This is a genomic window from Streptomyces sp. NPDC020801, from assembly GCF_044334385.1.
Classification (GTDB): Bacteria; Actinomycetota; Actinomycetes; order Streptomycetales; family Streptomycetaceae; genus Streptomyces.
The window spans coordinates 147,648-173,782 of the sequence record NZ_JBIRST010000012.1 but is presented as its reverse complement, the minus strand read 5'-3'; the positions used below and the strand labels follow the sequence as shown (position 1 = coordinate 173,782).

Sequence of the window (26,135 nt, the reverse complement as noted above, 5' to 3'; positions counted from 1 at the left end):
GTACCGACGTACATGACGTACATGACGTACATGACGTACGTGACCTCCGTGACTACGTGACCTCTGCGAGGACCCCCGACATGAACACCCCTGCCGCCGACGGCTTCCGCATGCCCGCCGAGTGGACGCCGCACGAGCGCACCTGGATGGCGTGGCCGGGCCCCAACCCGACCTTCGGCTCCGCCGAGGACCTGGCCGCCTCCCGTGCCGCCTGGGCGTCGGTGGCCCGCGCCGTGCGCCGCTTCGAACCGGTGACGGTGGTCTGCGGCCCCGGCCGGTCGGCGGACGCCCGCGCCCTGCTGGGCGACGGCGTCGACACGGTAGAGCGCGAGCTCGACGACGCCTGGATGCGCGACATCGGACCCACCTTCCTCACCAACGGCGCCGGTGAACTCGCCGCCGTGGACTGGACGTTCAACGGCTGGGGCGCCCAGGACTGGGCCGGCTGGGAGCACGACGCGAAGATCGCCGCCCACGTCTCGGACCTCGCGGGCGCGAAGACGTACGCCTCGAAGCTGGTCAACGAGGGCGGTGCGATCCACGTCGACGGCGAGGGCACGGTCCTGCTGACCGAGACCGTCCAGCTCGGCCCCGAACGCAACCCGGACTGGACGCGGGAGCAGGTCGAGGCCGAGATCCACGCCCACCTCGGCACCCGCAAGGCCATCTGGCTGCCCCGCGGCCTGACCGGCGACTATCCTCCCCACGGCTACGGCACCCTCGGCCACGTCGACATCGTCGCCGCCTTCGCACGCCCCGGCGTGGTCGTCGCCCACCACCAGCCGGACCCCGCGCACCCCGACCACGAGGTGACGAAGGAGGTCGTCGGCATCCTGAAGTCGGCCACCGACGCGCGCGGCCGCCGCCTGGAGGTCGTCGGGGTCGCCGCCCCGACGGTCCTGGAGGCCGACGGCCACTGGGCCGACTACTCCTACATCAACCACTACCTCTGCAACGGCGGCGTCGTCCTGTGCGCCTTCGGCGACCCGCGTGACGAACTCGCGGCCGGCGTCTTCCGCCGCCTCTTCCCCGAGCGGACGGTGACCCTGGTCGACGCCCGCACGATCTTCGCGGGCGGCGGCGGCATCCACTGCATCACCCAGCAGCAGCCGAGGGCGGCCGTCGGGTAGAACGTACGGGTGAACGTACTGGTCTGCGCGGCCCGCGGCCGCCACCCCGCCGAGCCGCGGGGCACGTACGCGGTGGACCCCGCATGAGCACCGCTCCGACGCCCCGCCGGCGTACCCCCGCCCCACCGCGCGAGGACGTGCTCGCCGCCGCCATGGAGATGATCGCCGAGCGCGGTCTGGAAAAGCTCACCATGGCGGCGCTCGGCCGTGAGGTCGGGATGAGCAGCGGCCATCTGCTGTACTACTTCCGTTCCAAGGACGAGCTGCTGCTGCGCACCCTGGAGTGGAGCGAGAGCCGGCTCGGCGCCGAGCGTGCCCGGCTGCTCACCCGCACCGGCCCCGCCCGTGAACGCGTCGACGCCTATGTCGACCTGTACGTCCCCGACGGCCACCGCGACCCGCACTGGACCCTCTGGCTGGAGGTCTGGAACCGCTCGCAGAACGCCGACGAGGACGCCCGCGACCGGCAGGCCGCCATCGAGGGCGCCTGGCACCGCGATCTGGTCGCCCTGATCGCCGAGGGCATCTCACGCGGTGAGTTCCGCGCGGTCGACCCCGACCGCACCGCCACCCGCCTGCGGGCCCTCCTCGACGGCTTCTCCATCCATGTGGCCATCGGGCTGCGCGGCACCGACCGGGCGCAGGTGCTCGGCCATGTACGGGAGTTCCTCGACCAGAACCTGGGGCGGCCGGGGCTCGCGGACACCTGACCGGAGGACCCGACGCGGGTGAAGGCCGCCGAGGCGTCCAGGCCGCCGCCCGCATCCTGAGACGGCGGTGAGCGCGGGGGCACGACTGTGCCAGACTGCCCCCGTGCTCTCGTTCGCCATGATTATTGGCAGCAGGCGCGCCGGTCCGCAGTGACCGCCATGTACGACCAGGTACGGGCGGCCATCGTGTCCTCGACCCGCGCGCAGACCTCTCGCACCCGCGAGAGGTTTTTCGTTTTCCTGGCCCACCTTCAGCCGGGTGCGAAGCGCGAGGGACTATTGGGGGGACGGTGGAGCCGGTCATTCCGGTAAGACCGAGATTTACACAGGAGCCTTGAGACCATGACCGAAACCAGCCAGCCGGCCGACTCCTTCCACGTCTTCGACACCACGCTGCGCGACGGCGCCCAGCGTGAGGGGATCAACCTCACCGTCGCCGACAAGCTGGCCATCGCCCGGCACCTGGACGACTTCGGCGTGGGCTTCATCGAGGGCGGCTGGCCCGGCGCGAACCCCAGGGACACCGAGTTCTTCGCCCGCGCCCGGCAGGAGATCGACTTCAAGCACGCCCAGCTGGTGGCCTTCGGCGCGACCCGCCGGCCCGGCGCGAGGGCCGCGGACGACCCCCAGGTCAAGGCGCTCCTGGACTCCGGCGCCGGGGTGATCACCCTGGTCGCCAAGTCGCACGACCGGCATGTGGAGCTGGCGCTGCGCACCACGCTGGAGGAGAACCTGGAGATGGTCCGGGACACCGTCTCCCACCTGTGCTCCCAGGGCCGCCGTGTGTTCGTCGACTGCGAGCACTTCTTCGACGGCTACCGCGCCAACCCGGAGTACGCCAAGGCCGTCGTCCGGGCCGCCGCCGAGGCGGGCGCGGACGTGGTGATCCTCTGCGACACCAACGGCGGCATGCTGCCCGCCCAGGTCCAGGCGGTCGTCTCCACCGTCCTGGCGGACACCGGCGCCCGGCTCGGCATCCACGCCCAGGACGACACCGGCTGCGCGGTCGCCAACACCCTCGCCGCGGTCGACGCCGGCGCGACCCACGTGCAGTGCACGGCCAACGGCTACGGCGAGCGGGTCGGCAACGCCAACCTCTTCCCGGTGGTCGCGGCACTGGAGCTGAAATACGGCAAGCAGGTGCTGCCCGAGGGGCACCTGCGCGAGATGACGAGGATCTCGCACGCGATCGCGGAGGTCGTGAACCTCACCCCGTCGACGCACCAGCCGTACGTGGGCGTGTCCGCCTTCGCCCACAAGGCCGGACTGCACGCCTCCGCGATCAAGGTCGACCCGGACCTGTACCAGCACATCGATCCCGAGCTGGTCGGCAACACCATGCGGATGCTGGTCTCCGACATGGCGGGCCGCGCCTCCATCGAGCTCAAGGGCAAGGAACTCGGCATCGACCTCGGCGGCGACCGCGAGCTGGTCGGCCGCGTGGTCGAGAGGGTCAAGGAGCGCGAGCTCAAGGGCTACACCTACGAGGCGGCCGACGCCTCCTTCGAGCTGCTGCTGCGCGCCGAGGCTGAGGGCCGGCCGCTGAAGTACTTCGAAGTGGAGTCCTGGCGGGCCATCGTCGAGGACCGTCCCGACGGCACCCACGCCAACGAGGCCACCGTCAAGCTGTGGGCCAAGAGCGAGCGGATCGTCGCCACCGCGGAGGGCAACGGCCCGGTCAACGCCCTGGACCGCGCCCTGCGGGTGGCCCTGGAGAAGATCTACCCCGAGCTGGCCGCCCTGGAGCTGGTCGACTACAAGGTCCGCATCCTGGAGGGCAAGCACGGCACCTCCTCCACCACCCGCGTCCTCATCTCCACCTCGGACGGCCGGGGCGAGTGGTCCACGGTGGGCGTCGCCGACAACGTGATCGCCGCCTCCTGGCAGGCCCTGGAGGACGCCTGCACCTACGGGCTGCTGCGCGCGGGCGTGGCACCGGCGAAGTAGCCGGACGGCGTGGCACCGGCGAAGTAGCCGGACAGCCGCCTCCGCCGCCCGTCCGGCCGTCGTCCGCGGCACGGTGGAGGCATGGACGCCGACCACAGCAGCCTTCTGGGCCGGGGGCGCGTGGCGACCCGGCTGCCCGCCCGGGATCTGGACCGGGCCCGGCGCTTCTACGCCGAGAAGCTCGGTCTGGAGCCCGTCGACGAACGGCCCGGCGGGCTGCTGTACCGGTGCGGCGGCACGGACTTCGTGGTGTTCCGGTCGACGGGCTCCTCGCCCGGCACCTTCACCCAGATGGGCTGGGAGGTCGACGACATCGAGGCGGTCGTGACGGAGCTCCGGCGGCGCGGTGTGGTGTTCGAGGAGGTCGACGCGCCCGGGTTCCGTACCCGCGACGGGATCGCCGAGATCGAGGGCAACTATCCCGGCAAGGGCGCCCGCGGGGAGCGCGGCGCCTGGTTCCGGGACAGCGAGGGGAACCTGCTGGGCATCGGCCAGCCGACCCGGTGACCCGCCCGGCAGCGGACGTCCGCCTTCGTCAGGGCGCGCGCCAGATGTTGTCGAAGGCCGCGTCCTCGATCCGCCGCCGCTGCCGCACGGCCTCCAGTTCCGTCACCGCGTCGTTGACGGCGGCCAGCACCGTCACTACGGGCTCGTCGTCGGGGTAGGCGATCGCGCCGGCCGGCTCGGCCTCGACACCCACGGCGGCGGCCAGGCCGGCGAGCACCGGCTCACGGGCGGCCCAGCGGTCGGCCGCCTCGCGCCGGGCCCGCGAGTCGGCCGGCACCGGCCGGGTGGTGCGCCGGGGCATCCAGCGGTGGCGCTCCCCGGCGAGCAGCCCCTCGGCGTCCAGATCGGAGACATAGGCCGCTGCCAGGCCGCGGCCCCGGCGCCACAGCCAGTCCTCGACGGTCTCGTACGGCGTCTCCCGGACGAGCGCCGCCCCCGCCTCGTCCAGGAGCCGGTCACCCGTGGCCGGCCGCAGCCCGGGCACGATGCGGTCGCCGTCCAGCAGGACGTACTCGCCCGCCAGCAGGTCGACCAGTTCGGCTCCCGCGAGCGCGAGCGAGAGGTCGCCCTGCTCGAGCGGGCGGCCGGCCGGGACGTCCATGGTGACGATCAACAGGTCCCGCGGTGTGGTCATGCCGGACTCCTGGTCTGGGCGTCGGGGCGTCGGGCGGTCGCGTCGGCCCCCTGGTCAGGAGGGCTCCGCCTGACGATACGTCACCTCAGCTGCCACTTCTGGTTCGCCGCCCCGGTGCACGACCAGATCTGTGCCCGGGCACCGTTGGCCGGGGAGCCGTCGGTCACGTCGAGGCACTTGTCCGCGGCGAGGTTCACCACGTCACCCGTCGAGGCGTTGTACGACCACTGCTGGGCCCCGGTGCCGTTGCAGTCGTACAACTGCACCTTCGCCCCGTCGGCCGTCGAACCCGAGGTGACGTCCAGGCACTTGCCCAGCGCCCGGACCGACCCGTCCGCCGCCACGGTCCACCGCTGGGCCGCGCCGCCGTTGCAGTCGTAGAGCTGCACCGCCGTGCCGTTCGCCGGTGAAGCGCCCGCCACGTCCAGGCACTTGCCCGCCAGTCCCACGAACGCCCCCGACCGGCTCTGGCCGCCGGACTGCGTCCCGGACCAGGTGAAGGTGGCCGACGTCCTGCCCGGCAGCGAGTAAGTGGCGTGCTGCGAACCCCAGTCGATCGTCACCGTCCTCGCGCTCGGGGCGTCGTTGTAGGCGATCAGCGCCTTGCCGCCGTCCGGGTTGCGCCAGGCCACGTTCGGCACCGAGGACGAGGCCGTTGAGGCGATCCGCTGCGCTCCGGGCCGTACGAACTTCGTCAGGTGCCCCATGTCGTAGTACTCGACGGTGTAGTCGACCTGCCCGGAGCGCCCGTCCCCGTTGTGCACCGTGATCAGCCCGGTGCAGGTCCCGCAGCCGCCGTTGTGCGGCCCCATGTCCTGGTCGACGGCCAGGGACCACTTGGTCACGGACTTCGCCCAGTTGCGCGTGTAGTCGACGATGTTGTTCATGTCCTCGCGCTGCTGGTTCGCGATCCAGGTGCCGCCCGAGTGCTCGGTGCCGAAGGCGTCCAGCTGTGGGTACTGGTTGTGCACGGCGGTCTGCTTCGTCACGTCACCGCCGTAGCCGTGCCAGGCGACGCCGCCGAAGTTCGGGTGCGAGCGGACGGCCGCGTCGTCCACCGTCCGGGCGGCGTAGGCGTCGTAGGTGTCCCAGTTCCAGTCGAGCGCCAGCACCTTGGTCGCAAGGCCCGCGGCCTGGAGCCTGGGCAGCAGCTCGCTCTTGGTGAAATAGGCCAGCCCGGAGGCGTTCCAGCTCATCGACGGGTAGCCGGAGCAGCAGGTCGGCTCGTTCTGCGCGGTCACGTACGAGACCGGTACGCCCTGGTCGCGGTAGGCCTGGAGGTACTTCACGAAGTACGCCGCGTAGGCGCCGTAGTCCTCCGCCTTCAGCCAGCCCCCGTTCAGCTGCCCGCTGTCCTTCATCCAGGCCGGCGCCGTCCACGGCGAGGCCGTCACGGTCAGCGAGGGGTTCAGCCGGAGCGCCTGCCTGGTCAGCGGCACGACGTCCGCGAGGTCGTGGTCGACCGAGAACTTCGACAGGGAGGTGTCCGTCTGCCCGGCGGGCACGTCGTCGTAGGTGTAGCCGTGGCGGGCGAGGTCCGAGGCGCCCATCGGGTTGCGCAGGAACGAGAGCCCGATGCCGTCGGTGGGGGAGAACAGCCTGCGCATGGTGGCGTCCCGCGCCGCCTGCGACAGCGCGCCGCTGCTGTTCATCAGCCAGGCCGCGGTGTCGGTGAAGGAGGCGCCGCCGCCGGTGAAGGTCTGGTAGCGGGTGTTCTCGTCGACGGTGATGTTCTCGCCGCCGCCCGAGGCACCGGACTGGAAGGCGAACGGTGTCTGCGGCTCCAGCCCGCGGACCACGTGCCGCCCGCCGGAGTCGTCGGTCGTGGTCAGCCAGGCCGTGACCTGCTCGCCGGCCGCGTGCGCGGAGGGCAGGCCCAGGGTCGTCAGGCCGGCCGTGGTCAGGAGCCCCGCGAGGAGCAGTCGTGCCGTGCGCAGGCGTCCTCTCATGGAGCGCCGCCCTTCTTGAGGTGGGGGGACGGGGGCGTGCGAGCCGTGAGTAAATGACGGCTCGGCGTATGCGTCAAGGGGGTGCGCGTTCAGAACCCGAAGGGTCAACAGGCTAAATGTGGCCGCAGGTTGGCTCTGTACCGGATCTGGCGTGAAGTCTTGACGGCTCGACGGGACGCCAGTTAACTCACGTCGTGATCTAAGTCATGAGATGAGCCCGACGAGTTCACAGAGCCGAGGGAAGGTCCATGCGAAGAACCGCCCTGCTCGCCTCCGCCACCCTGCTCACCGCCCTGATCCCGCTCACCTTTGCCGGCCCGGCCGCCGGATCCGGCGCCCGGGCCGCGGATCCGGCCCCCGTACCCGTCGACCGCTTCGAGGGCGAGGTGCCCTTCGCGAGCCGGCCCGCCGAGGGCATCTTCACCTGGGGCGGCGACAGTGACGACCCGCCCACGCTCCGGCTGGCCGACCGCTCCGACGCCCCCGAGGGCGCCAAGGTCCTCTCCGGTACGTACGACATCAGCGGCTACGGCGGCTTCTCCCACGACTTCGACGCCGGCCGGCCCGCCCACGACTGGTCCGCCCACAAGGGCATCCGCTTCTGGTGGGACGGCCAGGACAACGGCAAGAAGATCGCCTTCGAGATCAAGGACGGCGGTGCGAACGGCGAGGCCTCGGAGCTCTGGACGGCTTCCTTCACCGACGGCTTCAGCGGCTGGAAACAGGTCGAGATCCCCTTCACCGACTTCACCTACCGCACGGACTACCAACCGGTCGGCGGCATCGACCACGTCCTCGGGCTCACCGGGGTGTGGGGGTACGCCCTCACCCTCCCCGCAGGCGTCAAGGGCCACTTCGCCATGGACGGCGTGGAGTTGTACGGCGGGGCCGACCAGTCGCTGCGCGCGTCGGTCACCACCGACGCGGCCGTGTACCCGGTCCGGCAGGGCGCTACGGCGACCGTCCGGGTCACCGTCGCCACCACCGGCTCCGCCCCGGTCGACCAGCCGGTGACCGTCGCGTACCGGACCGGCGGCGGGACCGCCGAGCCCGGCACGGACTACCGCCCGCTCTCCGGCACCCTCACCTTCCCCGCGGGCACCGCGTCCGGCACCTCGCGCACCATCGAGGTCCCGACCCTGAAGGACAGGTCCGCCGGACCCGCCGGGACGATCCCGCTCGCGCTCACCGTCACCGGTGCCAAGGCCCCGGCCGAGACCCCGCAGGTCGTCGTCGACGCCCACGGACTGCCTTACCTGGACAGCAGGTTGCCGGTGCGCAAGCGGGTCGCGGACCTCGTCTCCCGGATGTCCCTTCAGGAGAAGGCCGGCCAGATGACCCAGGCCGAGCGCGGGGCGATGACCGCGCCCGGCGACATCGCCACGTACGCGCTCGGTTCGCTGCTCTCCGGCGGCGGCTCGACGCCCACGCCCAACACCCCCGGGGCCTGGGCGGAGATGATCGACGCCTTCCAGCTGCGCGCCCGGGCCACCCGCTTCCAGATCCCGCTGATCTACGGGGTGGACGCGGTGCACGGCCACAACAACCTGGCCGGCGCGACGATCATGCCGCACAACATCGGCGTCGGCGCGACCCGCGATCCCCGGCTCGCCGAGAAGGCGGGCGAGGTGACCGCCGCCGAGGTCCGCGCGACCGGCGTCCCCTGGGACTTCGCCCCCTGCCTGTGCGTGTCGCGCGACGAACGCTGGGGCCGCGCCTACGAGTCCTTCGGCGAGGACCCGGCGCTCGTGCAGTCCATGGAGACGGTCATCCAGGGTCTCCAGGGCCGCTCGGACGGACGTGACCTGAGCCGTGACGACAAGGTGCTCGCCACCGCCAAGCACTTCGCCGGCGACGGCGGCACCGAGTACGGCTCGTCCACCACAGGGACGTACACGATCGACCAGGGCGTCACCAAGGTCACCGGGCAGCAGCTGGAGGCCGTCCACCTGGCGCCGTACCGGACGGCGGTCGACCGGGGCATCGGCTCCGTCATGCCGTCGTTCTCCTCGCTCGACGTCCTTGGCGACGGGCGGGGCCCGGTGAAGATGCACGCCCGCGCCGACATGATCAACGGCGTGCTCAAGGGCCGGATGGGCTTCGACGGCTTCGTCATCAGCGACTGGAACGCCATCGACCAGCTCCCCGGCGACTACGCGGCCCACGTCCGCACGGCGGTCGACGCCGGTCTGGACATGATGATGGTGCCGTACGGATACAAGGACTTCCGCACCACGCTCGTCGACGAGGTGGAGGCGGGCCGGATCAGCGAGCGGAGGATCGACGACGCGGTCTCGCGCATCCTCACGCAGAAGTTCAGGCTGGGCCTCTTCGAGCACCCCTACGCCGACACCTCCGGCGCCGCGCGGATCGGCTCCGCCGCGCACCGGGCCGTGGCCCGGCAGGCGGCCGCCGAGTCGCAGGTGCTGCTGAAGAACGCGGGCGGAGTGCTTCCGCTGAGGAAGAACGAGAAGGTCTACGTCGCCGGGTCCAACGCCGACGACCTCGGCAACCAGACCGGCGGCTGGACCATCACCTGGCAGGGCGAGTCCGGCACCCACACCCAGGGCACCACGATCCTGCAGGGCATGCGCAACGCCGGGGGAGACGTCACCTACTCCAAGGACGCCTCCGCGCCCACGGCCGGCTACGACGCCGGTGTGGTCGTGGTCGGCGAGACCCCCTACGCCGAGGGCGTCGGCGACGTCGGCAACGGCCACGACCTCCAGCTTCCGGCCGCCGACCGGGCCGCCGTGGACAGGGTGTGCGCGGCCATGAAGTGCGCCGTGCTGATCGTCTCGGGCCGGCCCCAGCTGATCGGCGACCGGCTGGAGAGGATCGACGCGCTCGTCGCCTCCTGGCTGCCGGGCACGGAGGGCGACGGCGTGGCCGACGTGCTCTACGGCAGGCGGCCCTTCACCGGGCAGCTCCCCGTGACCTGGCCCAGGTCTCAGGCGCAGCTGCCGATCAACGTGGGCGACGCCTCGTACGACCCGCAGTTCCCCTTCGGCTGGGGCCTGACCACGCTGACCGGGGTGCCGGCGGGCGGCACGGCGACGCTGCGGGCGCTGGCCCTGGCGGCGACGGCCGCCGAGCGGGCGGGCGCCGCCGACGCCGGCCGGGCGCTCGTCACCAGGGCCCGGCTGATCGTCCAGCAGAAGGTGGGCCAGGCCATGGGCGCGGCGGTGGCGAAACCCTTCGCCGACGCGGACCACCTGCTGCTGACCGGGCGTTACGGGGCCGCGGTGGACCGGCTCACGGCGGCGTACCGGGCCGCGTGACCGGCCGGTGGGAGGCGCACCTCGCGGGCTGCCCGCCGGGTGTGCCTCCCTCCGACGTGAATGACCGGTTTCGCTCCCCTTCGGGTAGCTTCGAACCATGAAGGCCGCCGCCCTGACCCGGGCCTCACGAGCCCCCATCCAGCTGCTGGTCGCGCTCGCGGTCGCCGTCGTGGCCGTGCTGTCGGCCGGCGTTCCGCGAGCCGAGGCAGCCACCGGCATCTCCGCGGTCGCCGAGGCGCTCCGCAAGAGCCCCGTCTACGTCGACCCGGCCGCCTCCGGCCTGCTGTCCTCCGCAGACGCCGACGTGCTGGCCCGGAAGATCAAGGACGCGGACAAGCCGCTGTTCATCGCCGTGCTGCCGGCCGGCTATCCGACCCGGAACCTCTTCTCCGACCTGCGCACCGCTACCGGCATCACCGGCGCCTACGCCATCCGCCTGGGCGACCGCTTCGACGCCCGCGCCGACGCCCCGGTCCTGCCGCGCAACGCCGTGCGCAACCTCGTCACCAGCGTCCAGGGCGAGGACGCCAAGGCCCAGCTCACCGACTTCACCGACCGGGCCCTGGCCGGCATGCGTGGCTCGGCCCCTGCCACCTGGGGCACCTCGGGCCAGGGCAGCGGGGTGTCGACCACCGCGCTGATCACCGCCGGGGCGGTCCTGGTGGCGGGTGGCGCGGGCGCGTACACCCTGGTCCGGCGCAGCCGGCGCCGCAAGGAGGCGGAGCAGCGGGCCGCGCTGGAGAAGCTGCGGATCGTGGTCGACGAGGACATCACCGCCTTCGGTGAGGAGCTGGACCGCCTCGACTTCCACCCGGCCGAGGCCGGTGCGGACGACGCGATGCGCGCGGACTACGAGCGCGCGCTCGACGCCTACGAACAGGCCAAGCAGTCCATGGCCGGGGCCCGCAGACCGGAGGAGGTGCGCGCCGTCACCGAGGCCCTGGCGGACGGCCGCTTCTCGCTCGCCCAGCTCGCCGCCCGCCGCGAGGGCCGCCCGCTGCCCGAGCGCCGTCCGCCCTGCTTCTTCGACCCGCGCCACGGCCCCTCCGTCACCGACGCCACCTGGACCCCGCCGGGCGGAGCACCCCGCCAGGTCCCGGTCTGCGCCGCCGACCAGGTCCGGCTGGCCGAGGGCCGCGACCCGCGGATCCGCGAGGTCGACACCGACGGGGGCCGCCGCCCCTACTGGGACGCGGGCCCCGCCTACGGGCCCTGGGCCGGCGGCTACTTCGGCGGCGGTATCCTCCCCGGCCTCCTCGTCGGCACCCTGCTCGGCAGCATGATGGCCACGCCGTCCTACGCCGCCGACTACGGCACCGGCTACGGCGACTTCGGCGGCCATGACGGTTACGGCGGCGGCTACGACGGCGGGGACATCTCGGGCGCCGACTTCGACCCCGGCGACTTCTCAGGGGGCTTCGGCGACGGCGGGGGCGGCGGGGACTTCGGCGGGGGCGGGGACTTCGGCGGGGGTTTCTGACCGGGTGGCGGCCCCTGAGGGGGCGGCGCCCTTCGGCCGTGTTCCGGGCAGGGGTCCCGAGCCGTGTTCCGGGCGGGGGTCCGGAGCCGGAACACGGCCGTGGGCGCGTCCCTCAGGTCAGGCGGTTGATCGGCGGGCACTCCCACCGTGCGTCGATGACTTCGGGGCGGGGAAGGTACATGCGCAGGCCGATGAACCAGTGCCCCTGCCCCGGTGTGGGCAGCCAGTTGGACTCCCGGTCGGGACCCGGTGACCCGGGCTGGAGGTGGAGGGTGAGGCCCCCGTCGGGGTCGGCGGCCAGTCCTGCCGTGCGGTCGCCGATGGAGTAGCGGTCGATCGGGTTGGGGACGAGGTTCCGGTCCTCGTCGTAGACGGTGAGGGACCAGAACGCGTCGACAGGGGGAAGAGCCCCGCGTTCGAAGCGCAGTTCGTAGCGGCCCGGGGACAGCTTGGCGCCGCCCGCGTCGTGGAAGGCGACCAGGTAGACCGCCTCCGCCGGATCGTTGGCGGCCACGCCCACCAGGGACTGCTCGGCGGCCCGGCGCAGGAAGTCGTCACCGAACCGGCCCATCTGCGGTGGTGGGTAGCGCCAGCCGTTGATCACGTGGGCCCAGTCACCACTGAGCAGTTGCTCCTCGAGCAACGGTACGCCGGTGGCCGCGGCCCGGATCAGGCTCTGCTTGACGGATTCGGGCTGGGCCTCGACGTCGAGCCCCGGGCCGATGCCGATCTCGGCGAACTGCTTGAGCAGGATCTCGTGGTGCTTCGGCGGCGGATTCTCGGCCAGCATGGCGTTGAGCGTCTTCCACGGCCCGAGCGGGTCGTCCTCCACGCCGGCCGGCTCCAGCACGTCACGCCGTTCCGGGACCTCCGCGCCCTTCTTGCCGAACAGGCTGAGCGGGGTCAGCCGGTACTGGCGCTGCAGCGCGTGCACGCTCGGAAGGTCGTCCTCGCCGTCGACGAGGGTGCGGCCCACGATGATGATCCAGGCACTCGGGGCGGTCTCCGTGCGGCGCACTCCCCGGGGGAGGTCTCCCTTCCATCCGGGCCCGACGAGGGCGAAGTCGCCCGCGTTCGGCCCGGTGGTGCGCAGTCCCACGTAGTCGTAGTTGTCCGACGTGATGCCGACCAGTTCGAAGGTGAAGTAGCGCTCGCCCATGTCCGGGTGGGAGAGGATGACGGGCTCCGTGCTCAGGTCGACCCAGGCGAACGAGTACAACGTGTCGTTGTTGGGGGCCAGGTCCTCCCGGTCGGAGGCGTCGAAGAGCTTGCGGGCGTGCCAGAAGTGGTTGACGGCGGCGTACGGAGTCAGTTCGCTGTCGGGCTCCTGAGCCACCCACCGGTGCCGCAACCGGGCGTTGTAGATGTACGGGAACCCGTAGACGAAGGCCTGCTCGCCCAGCGTGTAGGCGTACTCGCGGCGCCAGTCGCCCACGTGCCCGGTCAGGACCGGCTTGACCGACTGCCACATCAGCGGCAGCGCCTGCGATGTCCTGCGGGCGCGGTCGACCACGGCCCCCGGGTGGCGCACGGCGTCCGCCGTGGCCCGGCCCGTCGCCGTCGCCGCCTGGCCGATGTTGGACGACACTTCCGTGATCTGATGGCGCAGTCGCTGCATGGGATGCTTGCTCGCGGTCGCTGAGGTCATCACCGCGCTCCTTTTCCTGTTGCCCGCAGCACGGCGCGTCACCCCCGCCGGCCCTACGGCCGACGACCGTCGGCGATCGTCGGCGGCGTCTGCCCGGTTCCTCGACGTGGGGCGACGGGCCGCATCGTTCGCCGTGCTCGATCGGGTGTCCGGCGGGGGCTGGGTGCGGCCTGGCCTACTTTCGAGTAGATCACCGAGGGCAGGGCCCGGCAACCGGCCACGACGGCAACGGGCGACAGCGGGGGGCGGTCACATCCTCGTGCCGAAGTCCTGTGTCCACCAAGGCCCGCCCGAACCCTTGTGGACGCCCACCCCGATGTTCTTGAACGCGCAGTTGAGGATGTTGGCGCGGTGGCCGGGGCTGTTCATCCAGGAGTTCATCACCGACTCCGGGCTCTGCTGGCCCTCGGCGATGTTCTCGCCGTACGTGGACCAGCGGTAACCCGCGGCCGTGATGCGCTGCCCGGGGTCCTTGCCGTCGGGGTTGGTGTGGTCGAAGAAGTTGCGGGCGGCCATGTCGTCGGAGTGGCCCTGCGCGGCGGCGTCCAGTTGCGGATCCTCGGTGAGCGGGGCGCAGCCGGCGGCCGCCCGCTCCTTGTTGACCAGCGCGACGACCTGCGCCACGGTGCCCGCCGGGGCCGGCTGGGCGGGCGGTGCGCTGGACGCCCTCCGGGTGGGCGGGGCCTGCTCCCTGGTGGCGGGCGCGCTCGTGGTCCGGCGGGGGCTGCCGGAAGGGCTCGGGCTCTTCGACGCGGAACGCGAGGGAGATGGGGAGGGGGACGCCGAGGGAGAGGTCACGGCACCGGTGCCGGGGGCCGCGAGGTCCGTGACCGGCGCGGTCGGAGCCTGCGCCGCGGTGTCCTTCTCCGTTCCGGGACCGGTGCCGAGGTACCACAGACCGCCGCCTGCCACACAGGCGGCCACGAGCGCCCCGGCGGCCGCCCGCCGCCGCATGCGCCGGCGGCGGCGCGCCGCCTCGCGGGAGGTGGCCCGGCCACCGGCCGAGCGGTGGCGTGCCGCCCGGCCGCCACCGGACCCGCCGCGGCTTTCCGCCGACCCCGGTGAGGAGACCGAGCCGGCCGGCACCCCGTCGAAGGTGGAGCGTATGTTCGCCAGCAGCGCGGCCGGTACCGCGACGAGCGCCAGTCCCGCCAGCAGTCCCTCGGCCGGCATCAGCCCGCTCCACAGGCCCGCGCAGCGCACGCAGTCGCGGGCGTGCCGGGCTATTCGCTTGCGCCAGAGCGCGGAGGGCCGGCCGTCCCAGGCCGTCAGCACCTCCCGCAACTCCTCGCACGGCGGCTGCGCGTCGAGCGCCCGTACGACCACCCGGGCCGTCTCCAGCTGTGCCTTCATCCGCTGCACCCGGACCGCCGTGTGCTGCGGGGACAGCTTCAGCGCCTGCGCGACCTCCGCCCTGGACAGCTCACCGGCGCACTCCAGCCACCACAGCGACAGCAGGCTCCGGTCGTCCGGCTCCAGCCAGCGCGTCGCACGCGCGGTCTCCTGGCGCTGCCCGGACAGCTGCAGCCGCACCATGGTCAGGTCCACGAAGTCGGCGCCCGGATCCGCGACCTCGCCGGCCTCCTCCACGGTGCCCGGAGCGCCCTGCCGGTCCTGCCAGTGCGCCCGGACCCGGTTCATCGCGATCGCCACCAGCCAGGACCGGAAGCTCTCCGGGGCACGCAGACCGTCCAGCCCGTCCAGGGCGCGCAGCATGGTGTCCTGCACCACGTCGTCCACGTCGACCGAACCGTTCAGAGCCCGGCCCACGATGTTGTACACCAGCGGCAGGTGCGCGCAGACCAGGGCGTCCTGAGCCTCTGGATCGCCCTCGCGGGCGGCGGTCACCAGTGCCGCCAGGTCCACCGTGTGCTGTGTGCTCATGAGAAGACTTCCCTGTCCTTGACGCCCGTCGATGATGTCCGATACCTGGGAGACCACTGAAGGTATGCCGGATAACAGTTCTTCGGACGTGCGTTCAGGGATGGCGTGGGCGCGGAGGTTCCCACGGGCGGCGCCCTCAACTTCGCGCCCGGCACCGCTGCCACGGGCTGCTGATGGCCCCGATCGCCGTCGCCTCGGTGGCCGGAGTCCGGGACTACCCCGGCGAAGCGTCAGCGGGACAAGGAAGCGCCCGCCCTCTTCGCTCCTCGAACGGGGGAGTGGGGGCGGGCGGGTTCACGGGCCGCGGCCGGCTCCGTGGCCGTGCGGTCCAGGGGTCACGCGTTCTTGATCGCCGAGATGTCGAAGTTCAGCTTGATCTTGTCGGAGACCAGGACGCCGCCCGTCTCCAGCGCCGCGTTCCAGGTCAGGCCCCACTCGGAGCGCAGGATCTCCGCCTTGCCCTCGAAGCCGACGCGCTCGTTGCCGAAGGGGTCCTTGGCGGCGCCGTTGAACTCGAGGTCGATGGTGAGCGGCCTGGTGACGCCGAGGATGGTCAGGTCACCGGTGATCCGGTAGTCGTCGCCGCCCAGGGCCTCGGCCTTGGTGGAACGGAAGGTCATGGCCGGGAACTCCCCGGTCCTGAAGAAGTCCGAGCTCTTCAGGTGACCGTCGCGGTCCGCGGAACCGGTGTCGATGCTGTCCATCCTGACGTCGATCGAGGCCGTGGACTTGGCCGGGTCGCCACCGTCCAGGTGCAGGTCGCCGGTGAAGTCGTTGAACTTGCCCTTGACGTTCGTGACCATCGCGTGCCGCGCCACGAAGCCGAGCGTGGAGTGCGCCGGGTCGATGGTGTAGTCGCCGGTCAGCGCGGCGAGATCCGGGTTCACGGCGGCGGGGGCGGCGGGGGTCTCGAGGGTGTCGTTCTTGCGGCCGAAGATGCCCATGGTCTGCTCCTTGGGGACGTATGGTCGCCCGGCGCGAGGGGGGAACGCCGAGGATGTTGAACATTCAACGAGGTCAACACTCACGACCGTAGACCTATTCCGTTCGACTTTCAACATCATGCGCCGAGTGTCGGGCGCACTACACACGGTCACTCCGTCCGCCCTCTGGCGAACGCGCGTAGACCTCCGGCAGCAACTCCCTGCAGCACCTGCAGCACCTGCAGCACCTGCACCACCTGCACCACTGCATGACCTGCACCACTGCACCACCTGCAGCACCTGCACAGCCGCCCCGGCCGAACCCGGGCGGCGGTCGCCGCGCAGCCGTGACGGCCGCCGTCCGGACGGGCCGATGCCGTTGACGGGCGCCCACGCCGGCGGCTAGCCAGGGTTCATGACGAAGCATCAGCAAGGGGCCCCCGCCCGCCGAGCCTTCGTGAGACCCACCCGTCGCGCCGTCCTCCTCACCGTGGCACTCCTCGCGGCCACCGCCACCGGTGCTCCCGCCTCCTCGGCCGCCCGCGGCACGGCTCGCGACGACCCCTACGACACCCTCCGCCGCCGCTGGCTCGACCTCGCCCTCGGCACCGGATACGACCCGGCCGCCGAGCCCTACGCCTCCCGGCTCGCCGAGACCGGACGACTGGCCCGGGCCCACCAGGCCGCCATGGCGCCCACCGCCACCTGCCTCTGGCCCGGCCACCCCTTCGACCCGCCCGCCGGCATCACCTTCAGCTACGGCCGCCTGTGGACGATGACGCAGGCGTACGTCCAGCGGGGCACCGGCTGCACCGCCGATCCCGCTCTCCTCGCCGACGTACTGCGCGGCCTCGACCACCTCGGCGCCACCGTCTACAACCCCGCCACCACCCGCTACGGCAACTGGTGGGAGTGGCAGATCGGCAGCCCCCGCCTGCTGATGGACATCACCGCGGCCCTCCACGGCCACCTCACCGCCGCGCGGCTCACCGCCGCCTGCGCGGCCGTCGACCACTTCGTCCCGGACGCCGTGCTGCGCGACTACTCCGGTACCTCCACCGGCGCCAACCGCGTCGACCTGTGCCGCAGCGTCGCCCTGCGCGGCATCCTGGGCCGGGACGGCGGCAGGATCGCCCTCGCCCGGGACGCCCTGTCGCCGGTCTTCCCCTACGTCACCAAGGGCGACGGGCTCTACGCGGACGGCTCCTTCGTGCAGCACACCTGGGTCGCCTACTCCGGGACGTACGGCCAGGTCGTGCTCGACGGACTCGGCCGGCTCCTGGCGCTGCTGGCCGGATCGCCGTGGGAGGTCACCGACCCGAACCGGCGGGCCGTCCTGGACAGCGTCGAGCACGCCTACGCCCCGCTGATCCACGACGGACTGGTGATGGACAGCGTCAACGGCCGTGCCATCAGCCGGGGCCGTCCCAAGAGCGACGACCGGCAGGTCATGCGCGGCGACCACTTCCACGGGCAGGCCCTGATCGCGGCCATCGCGCTGCTCGCGGACGCCGCGAGTCCCGCCGAACGAGAGCGCTGGCACGCGCGGGTGAAGGGCTGGATCGAACGCGACACCGTCACCCCGGCGCTGACCGGGCCCCAGTTCGCCGTCGCCGACCTCGCCCGGCTGCACGCGATCGCCGGCTCGCCGGTGGCCGCCGCACCCGAACCCCTCGGCCACCACCTGTTCGCCGCCATGGACCGCGCCGTCCACCGCCGCCCCCGCTTCACCGCGAACATCGCCATGGCCAGCGACCGCATCACGTACTACGAGTGCGGCAACGGCGAGAACCCCCGCGGGTGGCACACGGGAGCCGGAATGGTCCTGTGGTGGGCGGCCGGAAGGCCCACCGACCAGTACACCGACTGGTTCTGGCCGACCGTGGACTGGTACCGGCTGCCCGGCACCACCGTCTCCACCAGGCGCCTGCCCGACCGCGCGGGCGGCGAGTGGGGGTGGCCCAGACCGGACGTGCGCTGGGTGGGCGGCACCACGGACGGCGAGTACGCGGCGATCGGGCAGCACCTCAAGGGCCTCGGCTCCACCCTTCAGGCCCGCAAGTCCTGGTTCTGCGCCGACGACGCGGTGATCTGCCTGGGCGCCGGGATCACCTGCGCCGACGGGGTGCCGGTCGAGACGGTCGTCGACAACCGCAACCTGGGCGAGGGCGGCACACCGGCCTTCGTACGCGGTCGCGGCTGGGCGCACCTACAGGGCCACGGCGGCTGGGTGGTCCCGGACGGGGACCTCAGGGCTCTCAGGGAGGACCGCACCGGGGCGTGGTCCGACATCAACTCCACGAGTTCCACCGAGCGGCGCACCCGGCGCTGGCAGACGCTCTGGCTGGACCACGGCACCGACCCGGCCGGCGCCGCCTACGTCTACCTCCTGATGCCCGGCGCCTCCCGCCACGCCGTCGCGGCCCGCGCGGCCGACCGCCACTGGATGACCGTCCTGGCCAACGACACCGGCCGGCAGGCGGTCGCCGTTCCTCCGCTGGGCCTGCTCGCCGCCAACTTCTGGCGGGCCGGTACGGTGGGACCGCTGGGCGCGTCGGCCGGCGCCAGTGTGCTGGTCCGCCGCCGGCGGCGGACGGCTACGCTCTGCGTGAGCGAGCCGCCGCGCACCGGCGAGGTGCTCGATGTCGTCTGGGACACCCGGGACCGTCCGGTGCACCGGGTGCTGCGGGCCGACGACTCGGTCGAGGTGGTCTCCACAGGCCGCCGTCTGGGTCTGCGTGTCACTCCGGGGAAGGCATGTGCCTCACACGAATGTGAGGTGGCTCTCGGGCCCTGACTTTGTGCGACCTCCACAACGCCGATCCCCTCTGAGCAGTCGGAAAGGCTGCAAGGCGCTGTGGTTCTGTTCAGGGGTACCAGGAAAACGGGTCGGAGACTGTACGGAGTCAACGGCTCGCTTTCCTTGGTGTCCTTCGTAAGGTCACTACATGACCGTTTTGGAAGAGACGACGGGTGAGCCGACCGGCGAGCCGACGGACGCGCGCGGACGGGTCGCCGAGCTGCACGAGATCCGTGCGCAGGCCGTGGCGGGCCCCAGCGAGAAGGCGACCGCGGCACAGCACGCCAAGGGCAAGCTGACCGCCCGGGAGCGCATCGAGCTGCTCCTGGACCCGGGCTCCTTCCACGAGGTCGAGCAGCTGCGCCGGCACCGGGCGACCGGGTTCGGCCTGGAGGCCAAGAAGCCGTACACCGACGGTGTCATCACCGGCTGGGGCACGGTGGAGGGCCGTACGGTCTTCGTCTACGCCCATGACTTCCGCATCTTCGGCGGCGCCCTGGGCGAGGCCCACGCCACCAAGATCCACAAGATCATGGACATGGCCATCGCGGCCGGTGCGCCGCTGGTGTCGCTGAACGACGGCGCCGGCGCCCGCATCCAGGAGGGCGTCAGTGCCCTGGCCGGCTACGGCGGCATCTTCCAGCGCAACACCAAGGCGTCCGGCGTCATCCCGCAGATCTCGGTGATGCTCGGCCCGTGCGCCGGCGGCGCGGCCTACAGCCCCGCCCTGACGGACTTCGTCTTCATGGTCCGCGAGACCTCGCAGATGTTCATCACCGGCCCGGACGTGGTCAAGGCGGTCACCGGCGAGGAGATCACGCAGAACGGCCTGGGCGGCGCCGACGTGCACGCCGAGACCTCCGGCGTGTGCCACTTCGCCTACGACGACGAGGAGACCTGCATCGCCGAGGTGCGCTACCTCCTCTCCCTCCTCCCGCAGAACAACCGGGAGAACCCGCCCCGGGTGGAGTGCTCCGACCCCGCCGACCGCCGCTCCGACGTCCTGCTGGACCTGGTCCCGGCCGACGGCAACCGGCCGTACGACATGGCCAAGGTCATCGAGGAGATCGTCGACGACGGCGAGTACCTGGAGGTCCACGAGCGCTGGGCGCGGAACATCATCTGCGCGCTGGCCCGGCTGGACGGCCAGGTCGTCGGCATCATCGCCAACCAGCCGCAGGTGCTGGCCGGCGTGCTGGACATCGAGGCGAGCGAAAAAGCTGCGCGCTTCGTGCAGATGTGTGACGCTTTTAACGTTCCAATCGTCACCTTCCTGGACGTTCCCGGGTTCCTGCCCGGTGTCGACCAGGAGCACGGCGGGATCATCCGGCACGGCGCGAAGCTGCTCTACGCCTACTGCAACGCCACCGTGCCCAGGATCTCGCTGATCCTGCGCAAGGCGTACGGAGGTGCCTACATCGTCATGGACTCCCAGTCGATCGGTGCCGACCTCACCTATGCCTGGCCGACCAACGAGATCGCAGTGATGGGCGCGGAGGGCGCGGCCAACGTCATCTTCCGCCGTCAGATCGCCGAGGCCGAGGACCCCGAGGCGATGCGGCAGAAGATGGTCAAGGAGTACAAGGCCGAGCTGATGCACCCCTACTACGCGGCCGAGCGCGGTCTGGTGGACGACGTCATCGACCCGGCCGAGACCCGCGAGGTCCTGGTCAAGTCCCTGGCGATGCTGCACACCAAGCACGCCGACCTGCCCTCCCGCAAGCACGGCAACCCCCCGCAGTAACCGCCTTAACCCGGCGGACGCACCGCGGCAATCCCGCGGACCCCTCAGCCACGGAGACTGACACCCATGGACACGCCTGACATCCGCGTCGAGAAGGGCCACGCCGAGCCCGAGGAAGTCGCCGCCATCACGGCCATCCTGCTGGCCCGTGCCGCGGCCCGCCCCGCCGACACCACGCCCACCCGCCGCGGTCGCCCCAAGGCCGGCTGGCGCCGCCTGGAGCGCGAGAACGGCTTCCGCGCCCCGCACAGCTGGCACGGCTGAGGCGACGAGACGACCGGCACGCATGAAGAAGGGCCCCTCCACGGAGGGGCCCTTCTTCATGCGCGCGCGTGCCCGGGGGCAGGGCACAGGGTGAACGGAGGAGAGAGAGGACAGCGGACAGGGGCCGGGGGACGGACAGCTGGGCGGTCCCTCCCGACCCGGGATGGACCGCCCACCTGATGCCGCGATGCGACCGGCTCAGCGAAGCCGGGCCATCAGCGCGTGCTCCACCAGCGTGATCAGCGCCGACTTGGCGTCCGCGCGGTGGCGGGCGTCGGTGGTGATGATCGGGGTGTCGGGGCCGATCTGCAGCGCCTCACGGACCTCGTCCGGGTTGTACGGCTGGTTGCCGTCGAAGCCGTTGAGGGCGATGACGAAGGGCAGCCCGCTGTTCTCGAAGTAGTCGACCGCGGGGAAGCAGTCGGCGAGGCGGCGGGTGTCGACCAGGACGATGGCGCCGATGGCACCGCGGACCAGGTCGTCCCACATGAACCAGAAGCGGTCCTGGCCCGGCGTACCGAACAGGTACAGGATCAGGTCCTGGTCCAGGGTGATACGGCCGAAGTCCATGGCCACGGTCGTCGTGGTCTTGTCTCCGGTATGGGTGAGGTCGTCGATGCCCGCCGAAGCAGACGTCATGACGGCCTCCGTGCGCAGCGGGTTGATCTCCGAGACGGCGCCGACGAACGTGGTCTTGCCCACGCCGAAGCCGCCCGCCACCACGATCTTCGCGGAGGTGGTGGAGCGGGAAGGACCGCCGCTAGAGCTTGCGAAGTCCACTGAGCACCCTTTCGAGCAGTGTCACGTCTGGCTGGCCACCGGCGTTCTCGTCGCCGCCGGGCTGATGGATGGCGACCAGGCCCGCCTCCGCCAAGTCGGCGACGAGGATCCTGGCCACGCCGAGAGGGATCGTCAGCAGGGCCGAGACCTCGGCCACCGACTTGATCTCGCGGCACAGATTGCAGATCCGCTGATGCTCGGGCAGCTGGCCCTGCATCTGGTGCGGCTGCGCCGTGGTGTGCACCAGCGCCTCGATGGCGAGCTGGTACCGCGGCCTGGTGCGGCCGCCCGTCATGGCGTACGGGCGGACCAGGGGGTTGTTCGACGCCCCCGCGGGCGCCGGCTCAGGGGTACGTCGCTGCGGCTGCACCGGCTGGATGCGCGGGGCGGGCGGCTGGTCGTACGGCGAAGGGCCTGGGCCCTGCGGCGCGTACGGCTGCCGGTGGTGCGGGGCGGAGGGGAAGTTGTACCGGTTCGCCGAACCGTCGCCCTGGCCCTGGGCAGGGCCGTACGACCAGTTGCCCGAAGACGAACCGCCTGGGGGTGTTGCCACTCTCTCTCCTCCTCCGACTGCGCCGGGCACCCAACCCTGTGGAAGCCGCGTTCCGAAACCTTACGGCCCCGGGACGCCAAAACGCACCGTCTGTCTGTTAGTTGAGAAGGCTCCCCTGGAGTTCCGCGCGGAGATCCGGAGTCAGGACCGTACCCGCGCGGTCCACCAGAAGGGCCATCTCGTACCCAATGAGACCGATGTCGGCCTCGGGATGTGCGAGAACCGCGAGCGACGAACCGTCGGAGATGGACATGATGAACAGGAATCCCCGCTCCATCTCCACAACCGTCTGGTTCACACTGCCGCCCTCGAAGATGCGCGAGGCACCGGCGGTCAGTGAGGTCAGACCGGAGGCGACGGCCGCGAGCTGGTCGGCGCGGTCGCGGGGAAAGCCTTCGGACATCGCCAGAAGGAGTCCGTCGGCGGAGACCACCACGGTGTGGGACACCCCGGGGGTGTTGTCCACGAAGTTGGTGATCAACCAGTTCAGGTTCTGCGCCGCCTGGCTCATCGGGCTCACACTAACGCTCCTGGTTGTAGGTGCTGTCAGGACCGAAGCCCTGGCCGTTCTTGTCACTTCCTGCGCTGCGTCCCCGCTCGACGCCCCGGCGCAGGTTGCTCAGCCTGCCCCTGACGTCCTCGGGGGCGCGGGAGACCTGTGGGCCGCCCTGCGGGGTCGATTCCGCGGCGCCCTCGACCAGGTTGGCCTTGGGCACCCGCCGCGGTAGGCCGGAGGAGGTCACTCCGCCCGCCTTGGGCTTCCGGAGCTGCGAGGCCTGCTGCCAGCGCTCGTCGTTCGCCGAGCGCCAGTCGCTGTCGCCGTTGCTCTCCGGAGTGCGGGCCGGCGCTTCCTGGCTCACGCGCCGCGCGCCGTTCGTACCGCTCGCGGTGGATCCGCGGCGGGGCAACCCGGCGTCGGTCAGCTCGTGGCCTGCGGAGGAGGCCGTTCCCGGACGGTCGAAGCCTACGCTTTCCGCGCCGTTCACGTCAGCGGCCTGCGTGGATTCCGCTTCCGGAGCGTACTGGTCCGGATAGCCGTTCCGGTAGGCGTCCTGCTGTGGCCAGTCGTCCTGGTAGGACTGCTCCTGGAAGCCGGAGTACGCCTCCGGCGCCGCGGAACGGGCCGGTGCGGGCTCCTGCTGGGCCGGCTCCGCATAGGCGGTGTCCGGGTAACCGCCGTTGGACGAGTAGGCACCGTTCTGCGGCAGGCCGCCGTTCGGCGCGTAGTACGTGCCGTCGTACGACTGCTGTCCCTGCTCGTCGTAGGCAGGCTGCTGCGGCTGGTCGTACGCCGTCTGCTGCTCCTCGTACGCCGTTCGCCGGTCGTACGCGTCGCCCTGCTCCGGGTAGGCCACCTGGCCCGTGTCGTACGCCTGGCGCCCGCCGGGCTCGTCGGCGTACCCGGTCTCGGAGGCCTCCGGGGCGGCCGGCTGGCCGTGCGACTGGGCCTCCAGCGCCGCCCGGCGCTCCTCGCGCTTCAGCGAGCGGCCGACGGGGTCCAGCTCCCGGATGTCGTCGGGGACCTCGGAGTACCGGCTGTCGTCGAAGCCCAGCTCAGCGGCCGTGCGCATCGGCGGCAGGTGGTTGAAGTCCTCACCCTGGAACTGCTGCTCCGGGATGATCTGCGAGACGGTGAATTCGTCGCGGTCCAGAGCCTGCTCGCCACCGCCGCCGTGGGTGATCGCGTCCGGCAGCATGACCAGCGACGTGGTGCCGGCCTGCTCGCCGGAGGGGCGCAGCTGGACCCGGATGCCGTGCCGGTCGGCGAGGCGGCCGACCACGAACAGGCCCATGCGCTGGGAGATCGCCACGTCCACGGTGGGCGGGTTGGCCAGCTTGTGGTTGATGTCCGCGAAGTCCTCGGCGGTCAGGCCGATGCCCTTGTCGTGGATCTCGATCATGATCCGGCCGTCGGGCAGCCGGGTCGCGGTCACGCGGACCTTGGTCTGCGGCGAGGAGAACGTGGTGGCGTTCTCCAGCAGCTCGGCCAGCAGGTGCACGAGGTCGGTCACCGCGCGGCCGTGGATCTCGGCCTCGGGGACGCCGGACAGCTCGATGCGCTCGTACTGCTCCACCTCGGAGGAGGCGGCGCGCAGCACGTCGACCAGCGGGACCGGCTGGTCCCAGCGGCGGCCCGGCTCCTCGCCGGCGAGGACCAGGAGGTTCTCGCCGTTGCGGCGCATACGGGTGGCCAGGTGGTCCAGGCGGAAGAGGTTCTCCAGCTGGTCCGGGTCGGCCTCGTTGTTCTCCAGGTCGGTGATCAGCGTCAGCTGGCCCTCGATCAGCGACTGGTTGCGGCGCGAGAGGTTGGTGAAGATCGCGTTGATGTTGCCCCGCAGCAGGGCCTGCTCGGCGGCGAGCCGGACGGCCTCGCGGTGGACCTGGTCGAAGGCGCGGGCGACTTCGCCGATCTCGTCGGTCGAGGTGATCGGGATCGGCGCGACCCGGGTGTCGACCCGGCCGGGGTCGGTGCGCGAGAGCTGGTCGACCAGCATCGGCAGGCGCTGCTCGGCGATGCCGAAGGCGGCGTTGCGCAGCTGGCGCATCGAGCGGCTCATCTGGCGGGCCACCAGACCGGCCAGGATGAACGCGGCGAGCAGGGCGATGACCACGACGGCGCCGGTGACGAAGGCGGACTGCTTGGCGTCGTCGGCGATGGCGGAGGCCTCGCTCACCGCCTTGTCGGCCATGTTCGACTCGATGGTGCGGTAGGCGTTGAACTTGAGTGTGTTGACCGCCCACCAGTTCTCGGGGGTGATGCCCTTCTGGGCCAGCGCCGCCCGGTAGGCCGGGTCCGTGCCCTTCAGCGTGGCGAGGGCCGAGACCATCTTGGTGGGGTCGGACGGCGGGGGCACGTAGGCCGGGTTCTTGGCCTTGGCCTGCTGCGCCATGGCCGCGGCCTGGTCCTGGATGTCCTTCTTCTGCGCGTCCAGCTTGTCCGCGTCGCCCTGGGTGCCGCCGCCGATGTACTCCTCGGAGGCGATGCCCTCCAGATAGGCGTAGGACGACAGGGCGACCCGCTGGCTGGCCAGGTTGCCGGCGTCCGGGCCCGGCTTGACCAGTATGTGCATACCGATCGACCGCTCCAGCGACAGCGCGGCCTTGGTCAGCGACATGGCGTAGACGGTGCGGCCGTAGGAGGTGATGTTCCCGGTGCCCAGGCCGAGCTCGTTGGCGAACTCCATCAGCGGGTGGGCGACCTTGACGTAGCCCTCCTCGGTCTGCACGCCGGTCAGCTTGGAGCTGTAGGCGGCGGCGCGCAGCGTCTGGAGCTCGGGCTCGGCCTCGCGGAACAGCTTCAGCCGGCGCTGCAGGCCGGACTTGTGCGGCATGTTCTGCGCGGCCTGGTCGAAGGCGTCGGCGGCCTTGTCGGTCCCCTGGCGGGCCTGGGTGACGGTCGTGTCGTTCTGGCCCTTGCCCTCCAGCAGGGGGGCCGCCGTGACGTCACGCTCGTTGTAGAGGGCGTTGGCGTAGGTCAGCGAGGCCCGCACCAGTCGTGCGGTGTTCTCCGCGTCCTGGGCGTCCTGCCAGGTGTCGATCGAGCTCTTGACCTGGAAGCCGCCCATGACGAGGCCGACCAGCACGGGTATGAGCAGGATCGCGTTCAGCCGGGTCGGCACCCGCCAGTTGCGCGGGGAGAAGCGGCCCCCGCTCGGGGCGGGAGGGGCCGTCGGCTCCGAACCGGGCACGTGTGCGGGCGCCGCTCCGCGCGGCGGCGGGGTGAAGTTTCCCCGGGCCGACGGCTCGGGGCCGTTCTTGCTTCGCCTCACTCGACCAACAACCTCTCGGCGGTCGGCACCAACGTTGTGCCGCAGTGTCTCAGAGCCCAGTACGCATCGACTGTGAGTACGTCTTTGACTAATGGGCAGTTCAGGCATTCCAGCACGTCAACATGCGCTCT

General features: G+C 71.7%; 18 protein-coding genes. 9 read left to right on the top strand and 9 right to left on the bottom strand.

What is annotated here, in order from left to right:
• The first annotated feature begins 80 nt into the window (after window positions 1–80).
• From ACH4UM_RS24985 to ACH4UM_RS24970, 4 genes are all read left to right on the top strand, one after another.
• Window positions 81–1,130 carry an agmatine/peptidylarginine deiminase gene (locus ACH4UM_RS24985; protein ID WP_398183311.1) on the top strand — a complete coding sequence of 350 codons (1,050 nt, stop codon included), beginning with the start codon at window positions 81–83 and terminating at the stop codon, window positions 1,128–1,130.
• Window positions 1,131–1,213: 83 nt separating this feature from the next.
• Window positions 1,214–1,840: a TetR/AcrR family transcriptional regulator gene (locus tag ACH4UM_RS24980; protein WP_398183308.1), complete on the top strand. Its 627-nt coding sequence runs from the start codon at window positions 1,214–1,216 to the stop codon at window positions 1,838–1,840.
• Window positions 1,841–2,182: 342 nt separating this feature from the next.
• Entirely contained in the window at window positions 2,183–3,787 is a 1,605-nt protein-coding gene (cimA, locus tag ACH4UM_RS24975; protein WP_398183305.1) for a citramalate synthase, read from the top strand.
• Window positions 3,788–3,868: 81 nt separating this feature from the next.
• Window positions 3,869–4,294 (top strand): VOC family protein, encoded by a 426-nt coding sequence (locus ACH4UM_RS24970; protein ID WP_398183302.1) that lies wholly within the window; start codon window positions 3,869–3,871, stop codon window positions 4,292–4,294.
• A gap of 28 nt (window positions 4,295–4,322) precedes the next feature.
• Here ACH4UM_RS24970 and ACH4UM_RS24965 read toward each other — a convergent pair whose 3' ends face one another.
• Window positions 4,323–4,928: a GPP34 family phosphoprotein gene (locus ACH4UM_RS24965; protein ID WP_398183299.1), complete on the bottom strand. Its 606-nt coding sequence runs from the start codon at window positions 4,926–4,928 to the stop codon at window positions 4,323–4,325.
• An 80-nt stretch (window positions 4,929–5,008) separates the two neighbouring features.
• Entirely contained in the window at window positions 5,009–6,877 is a 1,869-nt protein-coding gene (locus tag ACH4UM_RS24960) for a lectin (protein ID WP_398183296.1), read from the bottom strand.
• Window positions 6,878–7,125: 248 nt separating this feature from the next.
• Here ACH4UM_RS24960 and ACH4UM_RS24955 point away from each other — a divergent pair, with 248 nt between their 5' ends.
• The gene (locus ACH4UM_RS24955) at window positions 7,126–10,158 is read left to right on the top strand and encodes a glycoside hydrolase family 3 N-terminal domain-containing protein (protein WP_398183293.1); all 3,033 of its coding nucleotides are present in this window, start codon (window positions 7,126–7,128) and stop codon (window positions 10,156–10,158) included.
• 97 nt (window positions 10,159–10,255) lie between these two features.
• A complete protein-coding gene (locus ACH4UM_RS24950; protein WP_398183290.1) occupies window positions 10,256–11,638 on the top strand; it encodes a hypothetical protein in 1,383 nt (460 codons plus the stop codon).
• A 112-nt stretch (window positions 11,639–11,750) separates the two neighbouring features.
• On the opposite strand, the gene ACH4UM_RS24945 is transcribed toward ACH4UM_RS24950, so the two are convergent.
• The 3 genes from ACH4UM_RS24945 to ACH4UM_RS24935 form a co-directional block, all read right to left on the bottom strand.
• Window positions 11,751–13,286, bottom strand: coding sequence for a DUF1254 domain-containing protein (locus tag ACH4UM_RS24945; RefSeq protein WP_398183287.1), 1,536 nt, complete (start codon window positions 13,284–13,286; stop codon window positions 11,751–11,753).
• Between the two features lie 249 nt (window positions 13,287–13,535).
• Window positions 13,536–15,170, bottom strand: a complete 1,635-nt coding sequence (locus tag ACH4UM_RS24940; protein ID WP_398183284.1) for a sigma-70 family RNA polymerase sigma factor — start codon at window positions 15,168–15,170, stop codon at window positions 13,536–13,538.
• Between the two features lie 335 nt (window positions 15,171–15,505).
• On the bottom strand, window positions 15,506–16,114 hold the full coding sequence (locus tag ACH4UM_RS24935) for a YceI family protein (RefSeq protein ID WP_398183281.1): 609 nt from the start codon (window positions 16,112–16,114) through the stop codon (window positions 15,506–15,508).
• Window positions 16,115–16,508: 394 nt separating this feature from the next.
• Between ACH4UM_RS24935 and ACH4UM_RS24930 the strand changes: the two genes are divergently transcribed.
• From ACH4UM_RS24930 to ACH4UM_RS24920, 3 genes are all read left to right on the top strand, one after another.
• Window positions 16,509–18,890 (top strand): polysaccharide lyase 8 family protein, encoded by a 2,382-nt coding sequence (locus ACH4UM_RS24930; protein WP_398183278.1) that lies wholly within the window; start codon window positions 16,509–16,511, stop codon window positions 18,888–18,890.
• A 151-nt stretch (window positions 18,891–19,041) separates the two neighbouring features.
• Entirely contained in the window at window positions 19,042–20,637 is a 1,596-nt protein-coding gene (locus ACH4UM_RS24925; RefSeq protein ID WP_398183275.1) for an acyl-CoA carboxylase subunit beta, read from the top strand.
• A 66-nt stretch (window positions 20,638–20,703) separates the two neighbouring features.
• On the top strand, window positions 20,704–20,901 hold the full coding sequence (locus ACH4UM_RS24920) for an acyl-CoA carboxylase subunit epsilon (RefSeq protein ID WP_398183272.1): 198 nt from the start codon (window positions 20,704–20,706) through the stop codon (window positions 20,899–20,901).
• 198 nt (window positions 20,902–21,099) lie between these two features.
• On the opposite strand, the gene ACH4UM_RS24915 is transcribed toward ACH4UM_RS24920, so the two are convergent.
• The 4 genes from ACH4UM_RS24915 to ACH4UM_RS24900 form a co-directional block, all read right to left on the bottom strand.
• A complete protein-coding gene (locus ACH4UM_RS24915) occupies window positions 21,100–21,681 on the bottom strand; it encodes an ATP/GTP-binding protein (protein ID WP_026248371.1) in 582 nt (193 codons plus the stop codon).
• The gene (locus tag ACH4UM_RS24910; RefSeq protein WP_398183269.1) at window positions 21,662–22,234 is read right to left on the bottom strand and encodes a DUF742 domain-containing protein; all 573 of its coding nucleotides are present in this window, start codon (window positions 22,232–22,234) and stop codon (window positions 21,662–21,664) included. Before ACH4UM_RS24910 ends, ACH4UM_RS24915 begins: the two co-directional genes overlap by 20 nt.
• A 97-nt stretch (window positions 22,235–22,331) precedes the next feature.
• A complete protein-coding gene (locus ACH4UM_RS24905) occupies window positions 22,332–22,745 on the bottom strand; it encodes a roadblock/LC7 domain-containing protein (RefSeq protein ID WP_004983065.1) in 414 nt (137 codons plus the stop codon).
• A 10-nt stretch (window positions 22,746–22,755) separates the two neighbouring features.
• Window positions 22,756–26,004, bottom strand: a complete 3,249-nt coding sequence (locus tag ACH4UM_RS24900) for a nitrate- and nitrite sensing domain-containing protein (protein ID WP_398183266.1) — start codon at window positions 26,002–26,004, stop codon at window positions 22,756–22,758.
• Window positions 26,005–26,135 lie beyond the last annotated feature (131 nt).

Bases quoted from the DNA above. Each gene is read 5' to 3' on its own strand.
- ACH4UM_RS24985 (WP_398183311.1), top strand. From the start codon at position 81: ATGAACACCCCTGCCGCCGACGGCTTCCGCATGCCCGCCGAGTGGACG.
- ACH4UM_RS24980 (WP_398183308.1), top strand. From the start codon at position 1,214: ATGAGCACCGCTCCGACGCCCCGCCGGCGTACCCCCGCCCCACCGCGC.
- cimA (WP_398183305.1), top strand. From the start codon at position 2,183: ATGACCGAAACCAGCCAGCCGGCCGACTCCTTCCACGTCTTCGACACC.
- ACH4UM_RS24970 (WP_398183302.1), top strand. From the start codon at position 3,869: ATGGACGCCGACCACAGCAGCCTTCTGGGCCGGGGGCGCGTGGCGACC.
- ACH4UM_RS24965 (WP_398183299.1), bottom strand. From the start codon at position 4,928: ATGACCACACCGCGGGACCTGTTGATCGTCACCATGGACGTCCCGGCC.
- ACH4UM_RS24960 (WP_398183296.1), bottom strand. From the start codon at position 6,877: ATGAGAGGACGCCTGCGCACGGCACGACTGCTCCTCGCGGGGCTCCTG.
- ACH4UM_RS24955 (WP_398183293.1), top strand. From the start codon at position 7,126: ATGCGAAGAACCGCCCTGCTCGCCTCCGCCACCCTGCTCACCGCCCTG.
- ACH4UM_RS24950 (WP_398183290.1), top strand. From the start codon at position 10,256: ATGAAGGCCGCCGCCCTGACCCGGGCCTCACGAGCCCCCATCCAGCTG.
- ACH4UM_RS24945 (WP_398183287.1), bottom strand. From the start codon at position 13,286: ATGACCTCAGCGACCGCGAGCAAGCATCCCATGCAGCGACTGCGCCAT.
- ACH4UM_RS24940 (WP_398183284.1), bottom strand. From the start codon at position 15,170: ATGAGCACACAGCACACGGTGGACCTGGCGGCACTGGTGACCGCCGCC.
- ACH4UM_RS24935 (WP_398183281.1), bottom strand. From the start codon at position 16,114: ATGGGCATCTTCGGCCGCAAGAACGACACCCTCGAGACCCCCGCCGCC.
- ACH4UM_RS24930 (WP_398183278.1), top strand. From the start codon at position 16,509: ATGACGAAGCATCAGCAAGGGGCCCCCGCCCGCCGAGCCTTCGTGAGA.
- ACH4UM_RS24925 (WP_398183275.1), top strand. From the start codon at position 19,042: ATGACCGTTTTGGAAGAGACGACGGGTGAGCCGACCGGCGAGCCGACG.
- ACH4UM_RS24920 (WP_398183272.1), top strand. From the start codon at position 20,704: ATGGACACGCCTGACATCCGCGTCGAGAAGGGCCACGCCGAGCCCGAG.
- ACH4UM_RS24905 (WP_004983065.1), bottom strand. From the start codon at position 22,745: ATGAGCCAGGCGGCGCAGAACCTGAACTGGTTGATCACCAACTTCGTG.